Here is a 19,391-nt window from a genome sequence, read left to right as displayed (position 1 = left end):
GTTGTTCCTTAACGTTCTTCCATACTGGCGGCACGCGCATATGGCAGTGCACCTTCAGAACCGCTACCGAAAGCGGCCTGCTGAGCATGCTGACGAACATACGCCGGCAACCGCTTTTCATGCCAGCCTTCCGAAGAGCCCTCAGCAGCTGCTACTTGAGCTTCCGGTGCGCCTGCGCCCTCACTGTAGCCCGCCAATACGGCTGGCCCTTGGTTGGCCTGCGGCACGGCGATGCTCGGCTGCGCAGCCTGTTGAGCAATCTGTGGACCGGCAACTTCGCTCTGATTGTACAGGCGTACTCCGGCTAGTACTGCTACGGTTACCGAAGCTGCAACAGCAATACGCCCTATGTTGCGCCAGGCAAAACGCTGTGGCTTGGCCACTGTGATGGCCGGCTCGTCAGCTAGTGCGGCAGTTACCGCCGAAGCGATGTCCAGGCGCGGCTCAATCAGCTCCTTGTGCATTGCGGCACGAGCAATCTGATAACGCGACCAGGTCGATCGCATTTCGGTGTCGCCATCGGCGGCGAGCACTCGACGTAATTCCAACTCGTCCGCTTCGTTATCCATCACCGCGGACAGCGATTCATGCAGGGCTTCACGACTCATGGCGGTTCCTCTCTTGGCTATCGCCGCTGTCTCAGGATTCATGCAACAGGGGTTGCAAAGATTTATCGATGGCTTCCCGCGCTCGGAATATCCGCGAGCGGACTGTACCCACCGGACACTGCATCACGTTTGCAATGTCTTCATAACTAAGACCATCAAATTCACGCAGTGTTAGAGCCGTGCGTAAATCTTCTGGAAGTTGCTGTATGGTTTTATGAACTGTGTCCTCTATTTCATCCCTGAGAAGCGCTCTTTCCGGCGACTCGATGTCTTTGAGAGCGTGGTCGCCTTCATAAAATTCAGCGTCTTCGGAACTGACATCACTGTCAGGTGGCCGCCTTCCTCGCGCCACTAGATGATTTTTTGCCGTGTTGATAGCAATGCGGTACAGCCAGGTATAAAAGGCGCTGTCCCCGCGAAAATTCGCAAGCGCGCGATAGGCTTTGATAAAGGCTTCCTGCGCAACATCCTGCGCCTCATGGGAATCATGTACGAAGCGCACGATCAACCCAAGGATCTTATGCTGATACTTCAGTACCAACAGATCAAAAGCCCGCTTATCTCCCCGCTGCACTCGCTCGACCAGTTGCTGGTCCTGCTCCTGCGTTAGCATAAACACTCCTCCCTGACCTGGAAGGGGTGCTGCGCCCGCCTGCGAGCTGACCTGCCAGAATAGACCCGGGCTTTACACAAAAGTTCTCCCCCTTCAAGCAAGCTTTTCTGCAACACACCTAACGGCATTGGCGAGCGACGCGTCAGGACGGACCGCCCTGATAACGCCCTCTTAGTATTCGCAGCAAAATCCAACCGCCCCTTGAACGATGGCCAGTCGGGTCGCCTACACAACTGTCTATAGAGACAGGCTTGCAAGAAAAGTTCCAAAGCATCAGCCACATAAAAACGGGCCGCTATTTTGCCGGGGATGCACCTCTATATACTAGGGCCTATTTCCGTTTCGCTGCGAGTCGCGTTGCCGCCCAAAATGAAGCCGGACAAGGCGCGGAACGCAGCCTTGGCAATTCCCGGCACTACAAACGCCATGCGCTCCGCAGCCCCTCAGACATGAGATTCGAAAATGAGCCAACATCATCAGTACGACGTTCTTGTCATAGGTAGCGGCGCCGCCGGTTTGACGCTTGCGCTCAATTTGCCTACCACGCTTCGTGTCGCGGTATTGAGCAAGGGCGACCTGGCTAATGGCTCGACATACTGGGCCCAGGGTGGCGTTGCGGCCGTGCTGGATGATACCGACACGATCGAATCTCACGTTGCCGATACTCTCATCGCCGGCGGCGGGCTGTGCAAGGAGGAAGCCGTACGATTTACGGTCGAACACAGCCGCGAAGCCATCCACTGGCTGATCGAGCAAGGCGTTCCCTTCACCAGGGATGAAGCCGATCGCGAGCATGGCAGCTTCGAATATCACCTCACGCGGGAAGGCGGACACAGTCACCGCCGCATCATTCATGCCGCTGACGCGACTGGCGCAGCCATTTTCAATACTCTGCTTGCCCGCACCCAAGACAGAGACAACATCGACCTGCTGCACCAGCGCGTCGCCGTCGATCTGATCACCGAGCGCAAGCTGGGCCTGAACGGCAAGCGCTGTCTCGGCGCCTATGTGCTGGATCGAGCGAGCGGCGAGGTGGATACCTTCCACGCAAGGTTCGTCGTGCTTGCGACAGGCGGTGCCGCGAAAGTCTACCTCTATACCAGTAACCCGGATGGTGCCTGCGGCGATGGCATCGCCATGGCCTGGCGCGCCGGATGCCGAGTCGGCAATCTGGAGTTCAATCAGTTTCACCCCACCTGCCTGTACCACCCCAGAGCCAAAAGTTTTCTGATCACCGAAGCATTGCGCGGCGAGGGCGCGATTCTCAAATTGCCGAACGGCGAGCGCTTCATGCCGCGCTTCGACGCCCGCGCCGAACTGGCACCACGCGACATCGTGGCTCGGGCGATAGACCATGAAATGAAGCGCCTAGGTATCGATTGCGTCTACCTGGATATCAGTCATAAGCCCACGGAATTCATCAAGGCACATTTCCCTACCGTCTATGAGCGCTGCCTGACGTTCGGTATCGACATCACCCGTGAACCAATTCCAGTGGTACCGGCAGCCCACTACACCTGCGGTGGCGTCGTAGTCGACCGGGCAGGAAGAACCGACATTCCGGGACTCTATGCCATTGGTGAAACCAGTTTCACCGGCCTGCACGGCGCCAATCGCATGGCGAGCAATTCACTTCTGGAGTGTTTCGTCTACGCCCAAGCCGCCGCTCAGGACATCCTTAGCGAGCTGCCATCGGTCCAAGCGCCAAACTCCCTGCCAACCTGGGATGCAAGCCAGGTTACCGACTCGGACGAGGACGTCATCATCGCGCACAACTGGGATGAGTTGCGGCGCTTCATGTGGGACTACGTTGGCATCGTGCGGACCAGCAAGCGTCTTGTGCGCGCGCAGCACCGAGTGCGCTTGTTGCTGGGCGAGATCGACGAGTTCTACAGCAACTATAAAGTCAGCCGCGATCTCATCGAGTTGCGAAATCTGGCGCTGGTGGCGGAACTGATGATCCGTTCGGCGATACAGCGCAAGGAAAGCAGAGGCTTGCATTTCACGCTGGATTATCCCGAGCAACTACCGGAAGCGAAGGACACTATTCTGGCGCCGCCCACCTACGGCGACTGAACTTCAGCCTGACCCGCAGACGCCGATGTTGCGCCTGCAACATTGCATCTCGCGGAATGCAGACGCTCTGAACGAACCAGTCGCCCGGCACCTTGAAGCGCAACACCACTACCAGGGGCAGCGCGATGCTGTCGGGCCGCAACTGGACGGGTTGCCAGCCAGCGCGGCGGCTCCAGAGCGACCAGCCCTGCTGGTCGTGACGCAGACCGAGCCAGGATGAATCACGAGCCAGCAGGATATGCGACGGTACGATCCAGGCGGCATGCAATAGGCATAGCAGCAAGCCGAGCAACCACAGCCAGAACGGAACCGGCATCACCAGCAGGGTAACGATTGCCAACGAGAGTACTGCGATATAGAGCCCCAGCAGCACGCCAGATCTCTGCCAGCGGCATTCGAACAGTTGGCTACTTGGGCTGGACACGATCTAGGATCATGCGAACCATGTAGCGCAAATCTTCATCGTCCGGCTCGGCACGTTCCATGAACCAACCGAACATGTCCTGATCCTCGCAACTCAGCAGCTTACGGTAGCGACGCTGATCCTCGTCGTTCAACTCTGGATAAACCTCCTTGACGAAGGGCACCAGCAGAACGTCCAGTTCGAGCATGCCGCGACGGCTCTGCCAGAACAGACGATTGAGTTCGGATTGTTCGACCATGCAAATACTCCTGAGTGAAGGGCCAGCATTATACCGACTGGCGCAACGGCCGGCGCCCTGTTGACGTCCGATGCGGAGTGGCAGCTGGTGCACACTGTGTTTTGTCGGCGTCCTGCTATGATGCCGGTCCTGATTCTCCACGGCGCCCCGTCATGACCGATACTGCTTTTTTCTGCGTCCTGTCGCACGAAGGTGTCCTGGCCGTACGCGGCCCGGACGCGAACAAGTTTCTGCAGGGACAGCTGACCTGCAACCTGAACTACCTCGACGCGCAACATTCGAGTCTCGGTGCGCGTTGCACGCCTAAAGGGCGTATGCAATCTAGCTTCCGCATTCTGGTGGAAGGCGATGGGTATCTGTTGGCGATGGATCGCGCCCTGGTGCAAACGCAGCTTGCCGAGCTCACCAAATACGCAGCGTTCTCGAAATCCAAGCTGTATGACGAAAGCGACGAATGGGTTCGTTTCGGCCTCAGCGCCGGGGACGGCGCCTTGGTCAGTCTCGGCCTGGATCTTTCCGCGAACGCGGATCAAGTGGTCTCCACCCACGGATTCATCGCCGTCCGCCTTGCCGATGGCCGCGCCGAACTATGGACGCGCGCGAAGGATGCCGAAACCACACGCCTGCGGCTCGCCGCCCAGCTTTCCGAAGCATCGATCGAGTCCTGGTTGCTGGCGCAAATTCGTGCAGGTATTGGCCAGGTCGTAGCTGCCACCCAGGAGCTTTTCATCCCACAAATGATCAACCTCCAGGCACTGGGCGGGGTCAGCTTCAAGAAGGGCTGCTATACCGGCCAGGAAATCGTTGCGCGGATGCAATATCTCGGCAAGCTGAAGCGCCGTTTGCATCGGCTTGCCGCTGAAAACACCGATACCACGGTGCCGGAACCGGGTGTCGAACTGTATTCACCAGTCCATGGTTCCAGCGTTGGGGAAGTGGTGTTGGCGGCAAGCGCTGCGGGCGGGCTGGAACTGCTAGCAGTTCTGCAGGAAGACGCCGCAGCCGACGGGCGAGTATTCCTCGGCTCGCCCGATGGTATTCCGCTGACCCTGCGCGACCTGCCGTACACCCTGAACGCGGACCGCGAAATCCAGCGTTAGCCTTACTTGCCATGCCCAACACAGAATCACCCATTAAGGAGAGACATGAGTACTCTTGCCGATAAAGTTCTGCAGGAACTGATGCAAGCGATCGAAAGTGACGAGCTGGTCCTGCCGACGCTACCGGAAGTGGCACTGCGAGTCCGTGAAGCTGCGGAAGATCCCGACGTGAGCATCCCGACCCTAGCGAAGGTGATCGGCAACGACACTGCTCTCACGGCGCGCATCATCAAGGTCGTGAACAGCCCCCTGCTGCGCACCAACCGGGAGATCAACGACCTTCAGATGGCAATAAGCCGTCTTGGCATCAATTACACCTCGAACCTGGCGACCGGCCTTGCCATGGAGCAGATGTTCCAGGCGACGACGGACGTGGTCGATCGCAAAATGCGCGAGGTCTGGAACAAGAGCACCGAAATAGCCGCCATTAGCCATGTTCTGTGCCGTAATTTCACGCGGCTTCCGGCTGATCAGGCGACGTTGGCAGGGTTGATTCACCAGATCGGCGTTCTACCGATCCTGACGTACGCAGAAGAACATAGCGCCCTGCTCAGCGACTCCATCAGCCTTAATCATGTCATCGATCGAATCCATCCGGTCATTGGGGAAAAGATTCTGCGCGCCTGGGAATTCCCCGAGCCAATCGCAGCGGTTCCCGGCCAGCATCTGAATTTCTCTCGCATCTCGGACAAGGTGGATTACGTCGACATCGTTCAGGTCGCTACTTTGCAGAGTTACATCGGAACCTCCCATCCTTACACCCAACTCGACTGGAACCAGATTCCCGCATTCAGCAAGCTGGGGCTCAACCCGAATACGCTGCTACAGGAGGACGAAGATCTGTCCGCCGCGATGGATGCGGCGATGAGCATGTTGCAGTAACCCCTCGCGGGTGCTGCCTGGCACCCGCAATCCTTCTCGCCTGCCGCGCCTGGACTCAGGTTGCTGACCGTTGGCCGCATGCAATGAACCGCTACCGCCGCGCCAAGTCACAAGATTAACGGCGTACTTGCCGTATCACGCTGGTGCGCCGGTCACGTCTCGGCCGCACCTGTCTGTCAGGTAGATGAAGGAGAACAACAATGACCCCTAAAGCGTTCTTTTCTGGTGCTGCAGCAGTGCTATTCGGTGTGGCGGCAAACTTTGCATTAGCGGCGGAAGGTGAAAATTTCGTCGACGAAGCGTCCGCAAAAGGCATGGCGGAAATCGAAACCGCCAAACTGGCGCTGGACAAAGGCACTGCTGAAGACGTCAAGACGTTCGCGCAGAAGATGATCGACGACCACACCAAATCGAATCAGAAGCTTGCCGAGATTGCCGGCCAGCACGACGATCTGGAAATGTCGGACGAAGCGGCTCTCATGGATAAGGCCAAAGCCATGATCCTCAAGCTGCGTGATGGTGAGAATTTCGACCAAGCCTATGCCAACAATCAGGTCATGGCCCATGAACAAACCATCGAGCTGTACCGCGAATATGCAAAGAACGGTGAAAACGCCGAACTCAAGCAGTTTGCCGAAACGACGCTGAAGGAGCTGGAGCAGCACCTGCAGCACGCCCAGGAACTGGCCGCTGCCCACGGTGGTAACCAGTAAGACTGTCGATTGGCGCCGCAGACGCGGCGCCACGCTTCAGACTTCGCTAGGGAGTCGCCAGTCGATCGGCTCCTTACCTTGTTGTGTGAGGAACTGGTTGGCGCGACTGAAGTGTCCGTTACCGATGAACCCTCTGTGAGCCGATAGCGGCGACGGATGTACCGATTTGAGCAGCAAATGCTTGGTCGGATCGATCAGCTTTGCCTTGCTCTGAGCATGCGCGCCCCAGAGCATGAACACCACATTCGAGCATCGCTCGCTTACCACTTCGATGATTCTGTCCGTCAGGCGCTGCCAACCTTTCTTCGCGTGGGACCCTGCCATCCCCTGCTCGACCGTCAATGAGGTGTTGAGCATCAGAACGCCCTGATCCGCCCAGTGCTGCAGATAGCCATGGCGAGGGATGTCCAGATTCAGGTCGCGCTTGAGCTCTTTGAAAATGTTCTGCAGCGACGGCGGCGGCGCCACGCCTGGCTGTACCGAAAAGCACAAGCCGTGTGCCTGCCCGGCGCCGTGGTAGGGATCCTGCCCCAGAATGACCGCCCGGACCTGATCGACAGGGGTGGAATTCAATGCATTGAAGATCAACGGTCCCGGCGGATAGATGATCTTTCCAGCCGCTTTTTCGCTGCGCAGAAACGCACCCAGCTCCTTCATGTAAGGCTGCTCGAACTCGTTCTGTAACGCGGCCTTCCAGCTTTCTTCGAGTTTGACGCGATCAACCTGACTCATAGCGCTGCCCTGATTGCGAGGCGCTGAACCCTAAGCAAAGGATTGCGGGGAGTCAACGCGCGAGGCCGCCCAAACATTCGTTTCGCGGAATGTTGCCTACCGCACACTTACATAAAGGTTCCCCCGTATACGACCAATGAATGCGTGACGAAAAGCCGCAGGGCACAGTAAAAAGCCTCTCACCAACAACAAATACAATAAGGACTCTGCAATGAAACGGATTACGCTCCTGGCTCTGGGGCTAGGGTTCTGCCTGGCTGCCGAAGCTGCCGATCCGATCACTCTCGGCCTCAACTACCCCCGCACCGGCAGTTACAAAGAGGAAGGCCTCTCGCAGATGCGCGGCGCACTGCTGGCCATCGATGAAATCAACGCCAAAGGCGGCGTACTGGGCCGCCCATTGAAGCTGTCCACCCGCAACTCCGCGTCGCGCCCGGAAAAAGCCGTAGCCAACGTCGACAAGCTAGCCGACGAGGGGGCTGCCATGCTGTTTGGTGGCGCTTCGAGTGCTGTCGCCATTGCCGCCGGAAAGCGTGCCAAGGAACGCGGTTTGCTCTATTTCGGCACCCTCACCTATTCCAACGACACGACCGGGAAGGATGCCCATCGCTACATGTTCCGCGAGTGCAACAACGCCTGGATGAGCGCAAAGGTGCTGGGCCAGTATCTGAACCAGCACCTGCCCAACAAGCGCTACTTCTACATCACCTCCGACTACACCTGGGGCCATACCAGCGAAAGCTCTCTGCGCCAGGCAACCGGCACGCAGGACAGCAGCCGACATCCCAGCATCAGCACGGCTTTTCCCGGCGCACGCCTTTCCGACTATCGTGCCGCCCTGACCGAAGTAGCCAAAAGCGAGGCCGAGGTACTCGTGCTGGTGCTGTTCGGCGAAGACTTGGTCCGCGCGATGCGGATCGCCGATGAACTCGGCCTGAACAAGAGAATGCAGGTCGCGGTGCCCAACCTGACGCTGAGCATGGTCGAAACGGCCGGGCCGGACATCATGCGCGGCGTTTTGGGCACAGAGCCGTGGACCTGGCGCGTACCAGAGCTGGAAGGGTCGGTCGCTGGCAAGCAGTTCGTCAAAAGTTTCGACGAGCGTTACCAGACCCATCCATCCAGTTCCGCAGCCTCGGCCTACAGCATCGTTTACCAGTGGGCCGACGCCGCGAATCGCGCACGCAGCCTCGACAGCGAGCGAATCATCGCGGCGCTCGAAGGTCATCGTTACACTCTGCTCAAGGACGAGCAGCAATGGCGGGCCTTCGATCATCAGAACGTTCAGACGGTGTACGCGGTGAAGGTCAAGCCGCGCGAGGAAGTGCTCAAGGACCGCTTCAAGCAGGACTACTTCGAAATCGTTCATCGCCTGACCGGAGAGCAGGCTGCGCCAACCCTTGCCGAATGGCAGGCCGAACGCCGCTCTGGCAATCAGACGCTGGCGCTGCAATAACCCGCAGCCGGAGCGGCGCTGTCCAGCCCGTGCCGCTCCGACGTTTTTCACTCTTTGCGCATCAGCGCGCGCACTGGTCTTATCTGTCCCAGCGACAATTCCGATCGTCCTGGTCATACCTGGACGGATCGCGCCTAGACTTCATCTAACGGTTTCCGTCATGACCATCGTTCTGCAACGCGCGGCTCAATCGCGTATCTGATGCAGACAAGTCGCACGTAGTTGATTCCGACGAGGACGACCATCATGAGCAGCACCGCAGTTGAACCTTACAAGTCTGGGGTCTTCGATCTGACCCACAAGCTGACCGTAGAAAAGCATGGGCATACCGCACTGATCACCATCAACCACCCACCCGCCAATACCTGGGACCGCGAATCACTGATCGGCCTCAAACAGGTCGTCGAACACCTGAATCATGACGACGACGTGTACGCGCTCGTCATTTGCGGGCAGGGTGAGAAATTCTTCAGCGCTGGCGCCGACCTCAAACTCTTCGCTGATGGCGATCGAACCCGCGCTCGAGAAATGGCGAGACGCTTCGGTGAGGCTTTCGAGGCTCTACGCGAATTTCGCGGGGTATCGATAGCCGCCATCAACGGCTTCGCTCTCGGCGGTGGGCTGGAATGTGCACTGGCCTGCGATATCCGCATTGCCGAACAGCACGTACAACTCGGTTTACCGGAAGCCTCGGTCGGCCTGTTGCCATGCGCCGGAGGCACACAGGCGCTTGCCTGGCTGGTGGGTGAAGGTTGGGCCAAGCGGATGATTCTTTGTGGTGAACGGATAACAGCGGAAACGGCGATGCGTATCGGTCTGGTAGAACAAGTGGTGGAACCTGGCGAGGCTCGCGGGCATGCGCTGCTGCTAGCCTCCCGCGTGGCAAGTCAGAGCCCTGTGGCCATACGCAAGATCAAACCACTGATAGATTCCATGCGCAGCCGCGGACCAGTAATGCTCGCAGCTGCCGAACGCGAAGCCTTCGTCGATCTGTTCGAAGCCGAAGATACCCTGGAGGGCGTCAACGCCTTTCTTGAGAAGCGCGAACCGCGCTGGAGAAATCGTTAGCCCGTTATGACCGCAACGGCTCGGTCACGCCCAGGCTTGGGCGCACCCGAGCGTGCCGAAAAAGCGGGTCAACCTCTCAACGCCGATGATGCCGGCCGTTGAAATCACGACGCTGATGCATCCGGTAGTCACGCCCGTCACGAATCATTGGCGACCGACCAAAGCGTTGGGGGTGTTCGCGATGCCAACGTTGAGGACGGTCGAACCCTGACTTGCGTCCATCATTCCAACGTTGCGGCCGGTGAATCTCACCGCGGCGCTCATGGCTCCAGCGCTGCCGGTCCGTTCCCCGATGTCGATCGTAATACTGCGGCGGTAGCTGACCCTGATAGCGCGGCGGCAAATTCTGCGGATATTGCCGGTGCTGCGAGTACGGGCTGCGCGGATCGTACTGGTAAGCGCGGTTTTCGACGCGATAACTGCCGCCATCCGGCTGATACACCCACACGCCACCTCGTGATTGCGCGTATGCCTGGGTCCCGAAGCCCAGACCAAGCAGCAAGATCACCAATGGAATCTTCATCGAATACCTCCAGCAGCCGCTCTGCTTGAACGTTGCGACCATGTCACATCAGACCACAGTAGAGGAAAGGCTGACGAGTGACCTGACAGCTGGCGCATTTCCATATATGTCATGGCCCCGGATCGTGCAGCGTCCGGGCAGTCGCGGCCTTGTATGGCCGCCATCGCTTCCCGATAATAGCGGCCTTTTAGCTCGGGCTCGTGCAGAGCACCACAGGAACCCGCATGACCGAACTCGCCCTGATCATGGTTAGCGCCATCCTGGTCAACAATTTCGTGCTGGTACAGTTTCTCGGCCTGTGCCCGTTCATGGGCGTCTCGAAAAAGATCGAAACCGCCATCGGCCTGTCGTTGGCCACTACCTTCGTGCTGACATTGGCCGCGATGTGCAGCTATCTGGTGCAGCAGTACGTGCTCAAACCGCTAGATCTGGAATTCCTGCGCACCATCAGCTTCATCCTGGTGATCGCCGTGGTGGTGCAGTTCACCGAAATGGTGGTGAACAAGACCAGTCCTCTTCTATACCGCGTGCTGGGCATCTTCCTGCCACTGATCACCACCAACTGCATCGTGCTGGGCGTCGCCCTGCTCAATGCCAACAAGTCCGAATTCACCTTCATCACCGCGACCGCCAATGGCTTTGCCGCCGGCCTGGGCTTTTCCCTAGTGCTGGTGCTGTTCGCCGCCATGCGTGAGCGCATCGCCATCGCCGACGTTCCCAAGTCGTTCCAGGGCGCGGCCATCGGCATGGTCACCGCCGGCCTGATGTCGCTGGCGTTCATGGGCTTCACCGGGTTGATCAAGCTATGAGCCTGGTCCTGATCGCCGTGCTGGCGTTATTGGCACTGTGCCTGGTGTGCGGTGCGATCCTGGGGTTTGCGGCGGTGCGCTTCCGCGTCGAAGGCGACCCGATCGCCGAGCAGATCAACGCCCTGCTGCCGCAGACCCAGTGCGGCCAGTGCGGCTATCCGGGCTGCAAGCCCTACGCCGAAGCCATCGCTGGCGGTGACAAAATCAACAAGTGTCCGCCAGGCGGCGAGTCCACCATCCAGGCATTGGCCGACCTGCTGGATGTCGAGCCGGAGCCGCTGGATGCCATGGAAGGCGAAGTACCGCCACGCGTCGCCTACATCCGCGAGGCCGAGTGCATCGGCTGCACCAAGTGCATCCAGGCCTGTCCGGTGGATGCCATCGTCGGCGCCGCCAAGCAGATGCACACCGTGATCGTCTCTGAATGCACCGGCTGCGACCTCTGCGTCGAGCCCTGCCCAGTGGACTGCATCGACATGATCGAACTGGGCAGTAACCTGCAGAGCTGGAAGTGGGACCAGCCGCTGGCACCAGGCCAGTTGATCGCCAGTGACCGGGAGCAGGCCGCATGACCTCGCTGAACGTCTGGGACATTCATGGCGGCATCCATCCACCGGAGTGCAAGGATCTGTCCAACCGCGCACCGATCCAGCGGATGCCACTGCCTGCGCGGTTGATCGTACCGCTCGCCCAGCACCTGGGCGCCCCGGCCGAGCCCTGCGTGGCGCTCGGCGAGCAGGTGCTCAAAGGCCAGAAGATTGCCGAGGCCAGCGGCTTCGTCAGTGCGCCGGTGCATGCCCCCACTTCGGGCACCGTCAGCTTCATCGGCCCGCAGCCCTACCCGCACGTCTCGGGCATGACCGCGACGGCCATCATCATCGACAGCGACGGCCTCGACCAGTGGATCGAGCTGCAGCCGCATACCGATTATCGCCAGTTACTCCCTGCCGAGCTGCTGGACATCATCCGCCAGGCCGGTATCAATGGCCTTGGCGGCGCCGGCTTCCCCACCGCGGTGAAGCTGACTGCACCGCCTACGCAGACGATTCGCACGTTGATCATCAACGGCACCGAATGCGAGCCCTACATCACCGCCGATGACCTGCTGATGCGCGAGAAGGCCGCCGAACTGATCGCGGGCATCGAGATCCTCGAATACCTGATCCAGCCGCAGGAAGTGCTGATCGGCATAGAAGACAACAAACCCGAGGCGATTGCCGCCGTGCGCGCTGCCGTCGCCAATCGACCCTATGTGGTTAAGGTCCTTCCCACCAAGTATCCCTCCGGTGGCGAGAAGCAGCTGATCCAGATCCTCACCGGCGAGGAAGTGCCCAGTGGCGGCCTGCCGGCCGATATCGGCATGCTCTGCCAGAACGTCGGCACCTGCGTGGCCATCCACGACGCCGTGCTGCTGGGCAAGCCGCTGATCTCGCGCATCACCACCCTGACCGGTGAAGCGCTCGCCCAGCCGATGAACGTCGAGGCGCTGATCGGCACGCCAGTGGCCGAACTGCTGACCTTCGCAGGCCTCGACAGTGGCAAGCTCAACCGCCTGATCATGGGCGGCCCGATGATGGGCTTTACCCTGCCGTCGATGGACGTGCCGCTGATCAAGACCACCAACTGCCTGCTGGCCAGCACCCTGGTTGAGCTGCCGCCACCGCCGCCGGCCCTGCCCTGCATCCGCTGCGGCGAATGTGCTGAGGTCTGCCCGGCCAGCCTGCTGCCGCAACAACTGCATTTCTTCGCCCTGGGCCAGGAGCACGAGCAGCTCAAGGCCTACAACCTGTTCGACTGCATCGAATGCGGCGCCTGCGCCTACGTCTGCCCCTCGAGCATTCCGCTGGTGCAGTACTACCGCGCCGCCAAAGGTGAGATCCGCGCGCTGGAACAGAAACAACAGAAAGCCGAGCACTCCAAACAACGTTTCGAACTGCGCCAGGAACGTCTGCGCCGCGCAGAAGAGCAGAAGGAAGCCGATCGCAAGGCCCGCGCCGAACGCGCCGCGCGTGCCAAGGAAGCCCAGGCGCAAACCGCCAGCCAGGACGACCCGGTTACCCGAGTCCAGGCGCAGAAGGTTGGCCTGTCCGAAGAACAGAAGAAGCTCAAGATCGAAGCCAGCATGGCCCAGGTCGCCTTGAAGAAAGCCGAAAAGCAGCTCGCCGCCCATGCCACGCCCGAGCTGGAAGCACAGGTCGCCGAACTGCGCATCGCCGCCAGCAGCGCTCAACAGGCGCTGGACGCTGCCAATGCCGCCGCTCCGCCTGCGCAAGCCACACCCGCCCCGGCCAACGACGAAGCGGCCAAGAAGGCCAAGATCGAAGCCGCCATGCTGCGGGCCCAAGTACGCAAGCTGGAAAAACTCGAAACCCGCGATGACGAGCAGCAGGCCGAACTGACCCGCCTGCAAGCCCAACTGACCGAAGCCGAACAAGCACTGGCCGGCGCGCAGCAAGGCGCACCCACCGCCCCGAGCAAACCGGCCGGCGACGAGGTATTGAAGAAAGCCAAGATCGAACTGGCGATGAAGCGCGCCGAACTGAAGAAGGCCGAGAAAGCCGGTGCCGACGAAGCTGAGCTCAGCAAGCTGCGCGATGGCTTGGCCAGCGCCGAACAGGCCCTGCATGCGGCCGAAGAAAAATCCTCCAAGCCCGCACCGGAGCTGGTTCGTACCGAAAAGCGCCCGATAGACGAGCAGGCCCGCGCGCTGAAAACCGAAGTAGCCTTCGCCCGCGCCGACCTGCGCAAGCTGGAGCGCGACTCCGACAGCGACGCCACCCGTGTCGAGGCCGCGCGCCAGCGTCTGAACGAGGCCGAACGCAAATTGCAGGAATACACCGACTCATAAGTAGCGGCGCTCCAGGCGCAACTATCCGGGAGCGGCCATTCGTGAAACCGCACCCTGCACCTATTCGACCGGAGAGCCAATGGCCCTGCCACGCATCACTTCACCGCACGCCACCGGCAGCAACCGCACCCAGCGGGTCATGCTGCTGGTACTGGCTGCCACCCTGCCCGGCGTGATCGTCCTCACCTGGCTTTATGGCGCCGGCACGCTGATCAACCTGTGCTGGGCCAGCGCCGTCGCGCTGGGTTTCGAAGCGCTGTTGCTCAAGGTTCGGCAACGTCCTGTGCAGTTCTTTCTGCGCGATGGCAGCGCCCTGGTTACCGCCGTGCTGCTGGCACTGGCGCTGCCGCCCTACTCGCCCTGGTGGCTGACGCTGATCGCCACCGGCAGCGCCATCGTCTTCGGCAAGCAACTCTATGGCGGACTGGGGCAGAACCCGTTCAACCCGGCGATGATCGGCTACGTGGTGGTGCTGATCTCTTTCCCGGTGGAAATGACCACCTGGCCCGTACCCCACAGCGTCGGCCTGGGCGCCGGCTTGCAGCATATCCTCGGCATCGCCGCACTGCCCGATGGCTGGAGCCAGGCCACAGCATTGGACGTGATGAAGCTGAACAGAAGCCTGACCGTCGAGGAGCTCTGGGCCAACCCGGCGTTCGGGCACTTCGGCGGCATCGGCTCGGAGGTGGTTAACCTGGCGTTCCTCGCTGGGGGGCTGTTCCTGCTGCACAAGCGGCTGTTCAGCTGGCACGCACCAGTGGGCATGCTCGCGGCGCTGGCGGTGATGAGCCTGGTGTTCTGGAACGGTTCGGGCTCCGACAGCCACGGCTCGCCGCTGTTTCACCTGCTCAGCGGCGCCACCATGCTCGGCGCCTTTTTCATCGTTACCGACCCGGTAAGCGGCGCTACCAGCAACCTGGGAAGGCTGATGTTCGGCGCCGGCGTCGGCATCCTCGTCTATGTGATTCGCGCCTGGGGCGGCTATCCGGACGGCGTCGCCTTCGCCGTGCTGCTGATGAACCTGGCGGCGCCGACCATCGACTACTACACCCGCCCGCGCACCTACGGCCACCGCAAGGCCGAGCGCGGCTTCAAGCTGGGCGAATGACAATGATCCTTCCCGAACTCAGCCGCTCGATGTTCAAGAACGCTCTGGTGCTGGGGCTGTTCGCGGTCGTCACCGTGGGCGCGGTGACGTTGCTGCAACAGTTCACCGCCGAACGCATCCAGGCTTCCGAGCGTGCGGCGCAACTTCGAGCGCTGAACGAAATTCTGCCTCGTGGCAGCTACGACAACCAGTTGCTCGACAGCAGTGTCGATATCCAGCATCCGCTGCTCGGTTCCCGACAACCGCTTGCGGCCTATATCGCCCGCAAGAACGGTGAACCCGCCGCAGTGATCCTGCAGGCCATCGCGCCGGATGGCTACAGCGGCGCGATCCACCTGTTGGTCGGCGTACTCGCCGATGGCCGCGTCGCTGGTGTGCGAGTAGTCCGGCATCGCGAAACGCCCGGCCTGGGCGACAAGATCGAGCTGGCCAAGAGTCAGTGGATACGCAGCTTCGAGAATCGCTCACTGACCGACCCCGCGTCATCCGGCTGGGCCGTGAAGAAGGATCGGGGCGAGTTCGACCAGTTCGCCGGCGCCACCATCACGCCGCGTGCCGTGGTCGGCGCCGTGCACCGCGCTCTGCAGTATTTCGATGCGCACAAGGATGAACTGCTCGGCGCCAGTACCCACCCGGTTGAGCCCGGGCAGGCGCTGCCGGAGTTGAGCGAGCCCGACGAAACGACCAGTCATACCCGCGCTGGCGGCGCTGCAACCCGTGATGACATGCAGATCACTGATCCACAGCCCGAGCAGACAGGTGACACGCCATGAGCACGCCCAGCTATCGCGAATTGAGCATCAACGGTCTGTGGAAGAACAACCCGGCGCTGGTGCAGCTGCTGGGCCTCTGCCCGCTGCTCGGGGTCAGCAACTCAGCGGTCAACGCCCTTGGCCTTGGCCTTGCCACAGCGCTGGTGCTGGCCTGCTCCAACCTCGGCGTGTCGCTGGTGCGCGGTGTGGTCAACACGGCGGTCCGCCTGCCGGCCTTCGTGATGATCATCGCGGCGCTGACCACCTGTATCGAACTGCTGATGCAGGCATACACCTACGAGCTGTACCAGATCCTCGGCATTTTCATCCCGCTGATTACCACCAACTGCGTGATCCTCGGTCGCGCCGACGGCTTCGCCGCCAAGCACAATCCGCTGATCGCTAGCTTCGACGGCCTGGTCATGGGACTGGGGTTCGCTCTGGTGCTGCTGGTGCTGGGCGGCCTGCGCGAACTGTTCGGCACCGGTGCGCTGTTCGCCAACATGCACCTGCTGTTCGGCCCCATCGCCGCCGACTGGCAGATCACCGTGATCAGCGACTACAAGGGCTTCCTGCTGGCGATCCTGCCACCGGGCGCGTTCATCGTGCTCGGTCTGCTGATTGCCCTGAAGAACCGCATCGATTTCCAATTGGCCGAACGGGCCAAGGCGCAGCAGCCGGAAGTACAAGTGCAGAGCCGCCGGGTGCGGGTAACCGGAGTGATCGAGTAACCATGAATGCCGAAAAACGCCGGGAGATCTTTCGTCGCTTCCACGAGGACAACCCCGAGCCCAAGACCGAGCTGGCCTACAGCACGCCGTTCGAATTACTGATCGCGGTGATCCTCTCGGCGCAGGCCACCGATGTCGGCGTCAACAAGGCCACGGCCAGACTCTACCCGGTCGCCAACACACCGGAGGCGATCTACGCGCTGGGCGTCGAGGGGCTGTCGGAGTACATCAAGACCATCGGCCTGTACCGGGGCAAGGCGAAGAACGTCATCGAGACCTGCCGCATCCTCATCGAGAAGCACGGCAGCCAGGTGCCGGACAACCGCGAAGATCTCGAAGCCCTGCCCGGCGTCGGCCGCAAGACCGCCAACGTGGTGCTCAACACCGCATTCAGGCAGTTCACCATGGCCGTCGATACCCATATCTTCCGCGTATCCAACCGCACCAACATCGCACCTGGCAAGAACGTGCTGGAGGTCGAACGCAAGCTGATCAAGTTCGTGCCCAAGGACTATCTACTCGACGCCCACCACTGGCTGATCCTACACGGGCGCTACGTCTGCAAGGCGCGCAAACCGCAGTGCGGCAGTTGCCGAATCGAAGACCTGTGCGAATACAAGCACAAGACTTCCGACGATTGAGCGAGCAAGTGCAAAACCTATCGGGCGATTGAAAAAATCTTTTTTACGGCCTTGTTTTTTGTCGCTATAAGGTGCGCCAACAACGCGCCTTAGCCGTGGAGTGAACAAGTGTCCGAGAAAGAAGATATCCAGATTGAAGACGACTTCGCCGGTGAAGACGAAGACGATACCGCTGAGGCCCCGGTGGAAGTGGCCAAGACCAACCTGACCAAGCGCCGGATCATCGACAATCTGCTCGAGGAACGCCGCCTGCAGAAGCAGCTCAACGAGTTCGACTTCGATCTGTAAGCAAAAAGCCCCGACTCCGGGGCTTTTTTCGTTCGGTCAGATCGTAAGAGTCAGTCCCCGCGGGTCGGCGACAACAGCTCGACCTTGTAGCCATCCGGATCCTCGACGAATGCCAGGATACTGCTGCCATGCAGCATCGGCCCCGGTTCGCGAGTGATCTTGCCGCCACGGCTGCGAATGTCTTCGCACGCCTTGTAGACGTCTTCCACTTCCAGGGCGATGTGCCCGTAGCCGGTGCCCAGCTCATAGCTCTCGACGCCCCAGTTGTGGGTCAGCTCCAGCACGCTGTTGTGTGCCTCATCACCGTAACCAACGAACGCCAGGGTGAACTTGCCGTCGGGGTAATCCTTGCGGCGCAGCAGGGTCATGCCCAACACTTCAGTGTAGAAGGCGATGGATCTGTCCATATCGCCGACGCGCAGCATGGTGTGGAGTAGTCTCATCAGGTTTCTCCTCGTCTAACAACTTGTTCACGATCTAAACGCAAACCCCGGCTCGTGGCCGGGGTTGCGGTGTTTCTGTAGGCGCGAGCAGCCCCGCACCTACAAGGTCTCAGAGCGGCGAACGACCCTTGCCGGCGGCGATGCGCAGACGCAGTGCGTTGAGCTTGATGAAGCCCGCGGCGTCGGCCTGGTCGTACGCGCCAGCATCGTCCTCGAAAGTGGCGATATTGGCGTCAAACAGCGACTCGTCGGACTTGCGACCGGCGACGATCACGTTGCCCTTGTACAACTTCAGGCGTACCACGCCGTTCACCGTGGCCTGGGAAGCATCGATCATCTGCTGCAGCATCAGACGCTCCGGGCTCCACCAGTAGCCGTTGTAGATCAGGCTGGCGTACTTGGGCATCAGCTCGTCTTTCAGGTGAGCGACTTCGCGGTCCAGGGTGATGGACTCGATGGCGCGGTGGGCCTTGAGCATGATGGTGCCGCCGGGAGTTTCGTAGCAGCCGCGGGACTTCATGCCCACGTAGCGGTTTTCCACGATGTCCAGGCGACCGATGCCGTTCTCGCCGCCAATACGGTTCAGCTCGGCCAGTACGGTAGCCGGGCTCAGCTCCTTGCCGTCGATGGCGACGATGTCACCGTTGCGGTAGGTCAGCTCGATGTAGGTCGGTGTATCCGGCGCGGCTTCCGGCGACTTGGTCCAGCGCCACATGTCTTCTTCGTGCTCGGTCCAGGTGTCTTCCAGCACGCCGCCTTCATAGGAGATGTGCAGCAGGTTGGCATCCATGGAGTACGGCGACTTCTTCTTGCCGTGGCGCTCGATCGGGATGGCATGCTTCTCGGCGTAGTCCATCAGCTTCTCGCGCGACAGCAGATCCCACTCGCGCCACGGCGCGATGACCTTCACGCCCGGCTTCAGCGCATAGGCGCCCAGCTCGAAACGCACCTGGTCGTTGCCCTTGCCGGTGGCGCCGTGGGAAATGGCGTCGGCACCGGTCTCGTTGGCGATCTCGATCAGGCGCTTGGCGATCAACGGACGGGCGATGGAAGTACCCAGCAGGTACTCGCCTTCGTAAACGGTGTTGGCACGGAACATCGGGAAGACGAAATCGCGGACGAACTCTTCGCGCAGGTCGTCGATGTAGATTTCCTCGACGCCCATGGCCTTGGCCTTGGCACGAGCCGGTTCGACCTCCTCGCCCTGGCCGAGGTCGGCAGTGAAGGTCACCACTTCGCAGTTATAGGTATCTTGCAGCCACTTGAGAATCACCGAGGTGTCCAGGCCACCGGAATACGCCAGGACTACCTTCTTTACGTCGGCCATTGCCATCCACT

22 protein-coding genes are annotated in these 19,391 nt (G+C 60.6%); 14 read left to right on the top strand and 8 right to left on the bottom strand.

All coding sequences use genetic code 11. The annotated features are described in order from the left end of the window. Positions 1–8: 8 nt before the first annotated feature. Both V6943_RS14085 and rpoE read right to left on the bottom strand, forming a co-directional pair. Complete coding sequence (locus V6943_RS14085; protein ID WP_340554025.1) at positions 9–608, bottom strand: sigma-E factor negative regulatory protein; 600 nt, start codon at positions 606–608, stop codon at positions 9–11. A gap of 31 nt (positions 609–639) precedes the next feature. Then, positions 640–1,221 carry an RNA polymerase sigma factor RpoE gene (gene rpoE, locus V6943_RS14080; protein ID WP_131650636.1) on the bottom strand — a complete coding sequence of 194 codons (582 nt, stop codon included), beginning with the start codon at positions 1,219–1,221 and terminating at the stop codon, positions 640–642. A gap of 462 nt (positions 1,222–1,683) precedes the next feature. Here rpoE and nadB point away from each other — a divergent pair, with 462 nt between their 5' ends. After that, the gene (gene nadB, locus V6943_RS14075; protein WP_181100550.1) at positions 1,684–3,297 is read left to right on the top strand and encodes an L-aspartate oxidase; all 1,614 of its coding nucleotides are present in this window, start codon (positions 1,684–1,686) and stop codon (positions 3,295–3,297) included. On the opposite strand, the gene V6943_RS14070 is transcribed toward nadB, so the two are convergent. Continuing rightward, positions 3,266–3,721: a protein YgfX gene (locus V6943_RS14070; RefSeq protein WP_340554023.1), complete on the bottom strand. Its 456-nt coding sequence runs from the start codon at positions 3,719–3,721 to the stop codon at positions 3,266–3,268. The two genes, nadB and V6943_RS14070, sit on opposite strands and share 32 nt — an antisense overlap. Then, positions 3,705–3,959, bottom strand: coding sequence for an FAD assembly factor SdhE (locus tag V6943_RS14065; RefSeq protein WP_340554022.1), 255 nt, complete (start codon positions 3,957–3,959; stop codon positions 3,705–3,707). The genes V6943_RS14070 and V6943_RS14065 overlap by 17 nt, the downstream gene beginning before the upstream one ends. A gap of 152 nt (positions 3,960–4,111) precedes the next feature. On the opposite strand from V6943_RS14065, the gene ygfZ reads away from it, so the two are divergent. The 3 genes from ygfZ (at position 4,112) to V6943_RS14050 (ending at position 6,654) form a co-directional block, all read left to right on the top strand. Beyond that, the gene (ygfZ, locus tag V6943_RS14060) at positions 4,112–5,059 is read left to right on the top strand and encodes a CAF17-like 4Fe-4S cluster assembly/insertion protein YgfZ (RefSeq protein ID WP_340554705.1); all 948 of its coding nucleotides are present in this window, start codon (positions 4,112–4,114) and stop codon (positions 5,057–5,059) included. 45 nt (positions 5,060–5,104) lie between these two features. Beyond that, entirely contained in the window at positions 5,105–5,941 is an 837-nt protein-coding gene (locus V6943_RS14055; protein WP_131650640.1) for an HDOD domain-containing protein, read from the top strand. Between the two features lie 200 nt (positions 5,942–6,141). Continuing rightward, positions 6,142–6,654, top strand: coding sequence for a DUF4142 domain-containing protein (locus V6943_RS14050; protein WP_340554020.1), 513 nt, complete (start codon positions 6,142–6,144; stop codon positions 6,652–6,654). Between the two features lie 36 nt (positions 6,655–6,690). Here the strand turns inward: V6943_RS14050 and ung are convergent, their stop codons facing one another. Then, entirely contained in the window at positions 6,691–7,386 is a 696-nt protein-coding gene (ung, locus tag V6943_RS14045) for a uracil-DNA glycosylase (protein WP_340554019.1), read from the bottom strand. Between the two features lie 211 nt (positions 7,387–7,597). Between ung and V6943_RS14040 the strand changes: the two genes are divergently transcribed. Together V6943_RS14040 and V6943_RS14035 are read left to right on the top strand one after the other, a co-directional pair. Next, positions 7,598–8,842: an ABC transporter substrate-binding protein gene (locus tag V6943_RS14040; protein ID WP_197445581.1), complete on the top strand. Its 1,245-nt coding sequence runs from the start codon at positions 7,598–7,600 to the stop codon at positions 8,840–8,842. A gap of 246 nt (positions 8,843–9,088) precedes the next feature. Continuing rightward, entirely contained in the window at positions 9,089–9,910 is an 822-nt protein-coding gene (locus V6943_RS14035) for an enoyl-CoA hydratase (RefSeq protein WP_131650644.1), read from the top strand. 76 nt (positions 9,911–9,986) lie between these two features. Here V6943_RS14035 and V6943_RS14030 read toward each other — a convergent pair whose 3' ends face one another. After that, complete coding sequence (locus V6943_RS14030) at positions 9,987–10,433, bottom strand: hypothetical protein (protein WP_340554017.1); 447 nt, start codon at positions 10,431–10,433, stop codon at positions 9,987–9,989. Between the two features lie 224 nt (positions 10,434–10,657). On the opposite strand from V6943_RS14030, the gene rsxA reads away from it, so the two are divergent. The 8 genes from rsxA to V6943_RS13990 all read left to right on the top strand — a co-directional run bounded on the left by rsxA (position 10,658) and on the right by V6943_RS13990 (position 17,610). Then, positions 10,658–11,242, top strand: coding sequence for an electron transport complex subunit RsxA (rsxA, locus tag V6943_RS14025; RefSeq protein WP_131650646.1), 585 nt, complete (start codon positions 10,658–10,660; stop codon positions 11,240–11,242). Beyond that, positions 11,239–11,814: an electron transport complex subunit RsxB gene (gene rsxB, locus V6943_RS14020; protein ID WP_131650647.1), complete on the top strand. Its 576-nt coding sequence runs from the start codon at positions 11,239–11,241 to the stop codon at positions 11,812–11,814. Before rsxA ends, rsxB begins: the two co-directional genes overlap by 4 nt. Continuing rightward, the gene (gene rsxC / locus V6943_RS14015; protein ID WP_340554015.1) at positions 11,811–14,090 is read left to right on the top strand and encodes an electron transport complex subunit RsxC; all 2,280 of its coding nucleotides are present in this window, start codon (positions 11,811–11,813) and stop codon (positions 14,088–14,090) included. The genes rsxB and rsxC overlap by 4 nt, the downstream gene beginning before the upstream one ends. Before the next feature lie 79 nt (positions 14,091–14,169). Further along, positions 14,170–15,198 (top strand): RnfABCDGE type electron transport complex subunit D, encoded by a 1,029-nt coding sequence (locus tag V6943_RS14010; protein WP_131650649.1) that lies wholly within the window; start codon positions 14,170–14,172, stop codon positions 15,196–15,198. 2 nt (positions 15,199–15,200) lie between these two features. Then, positions 15,201–15,971, top strand: coding sequence for an electron transport complex subunit RsxG (gene rsxG, locus V6943_RS14005; protein WP_131650947.1), 771 nt, complete (start codon positions 15,201–15,203; stop codon positions 15,969–15,971). Continuing rightward, positions 15,968–16,681, top strand: a complete 714-nt coding sequence (locus tag V6943_RS14000; protein WP_131650650.1) for an electron transport complex subunit E — start codon at positions 15,968–15,970, stop codon at positions 16,679–16,681. The genes rsxG and V6943_RS14000 overlap by 4 nt, the downstream gene beginning before the upstream one ends. 2 nt (positions 16,682–16,683) lie before the next feature. Continuing rightward, positions 16,684–17,322 (top strand): endonuclease III, encoded by a 639-nt coding sequence (nth, locus tag V6943_RS13995; protein WP_197445575.1) that lies wholly within the window; start codon positions 16,684–16,686, stop codon positions 17,320–17,322. Between the two features lie 108 nt (positions 17,323–17,430). Then, entirely contained in the window at positions 17,431–17,610 is a 180-nt protein-coding gene (locus tag V6943_RS13990) for a PA3496 family putative envelope integrity protein (RefSeq protein WP_131650652.1), read from the top strand. Between the two features lie 50 nt (positions 17,611–17,660). Here V6943_RS13990 and gloA read toward each other — a convergent pair whose 3' ends face one another. Both gloA and V6943_RS13980 read right to left on the bottom strand, forming a co-directional pair. Beyond that, complete coding sequence (gloA, locus tag V6943_RS13985; RefSeq protein WP_131650653.1) at positions 17,661–18,053, bottom strand: lactoylglutathione lyase; 393 nt, start codon at positions 18,051–18,053, stop codon at positions 17,661–17,663. Between the two features lie 109 nt (positions 18,054–18,162). After that, positions 18,163–19,380: an argininosuccinate synthase gene (locus V6943_RS13980; protein ID WP_181100523.1), complete on the bottom strand. Its 1,218-nt coding sequence runs from the start codon at positions 19,378–19,380 to the stop codon at positions 18,163–18,165. Between the last annotated feature and the right edge of the window lie 11 nt (positions 19,381–19,391).

Source organism: Pseudomonas sp. CBC3 (genome assembly GCF_037967085.1).
Classification (GTDB): domain Bacteria; phylum Pseudomonadota; class Gammaproteobacteria; order Pseudomonadales; family Pseudomonadaceae; genus Stutzerimonas.
The sequence above is the reverse complement of the archived record's forward strand: the minus strand, read 5'-3'. Positions and strand labels throughout refer to the sequence as shown.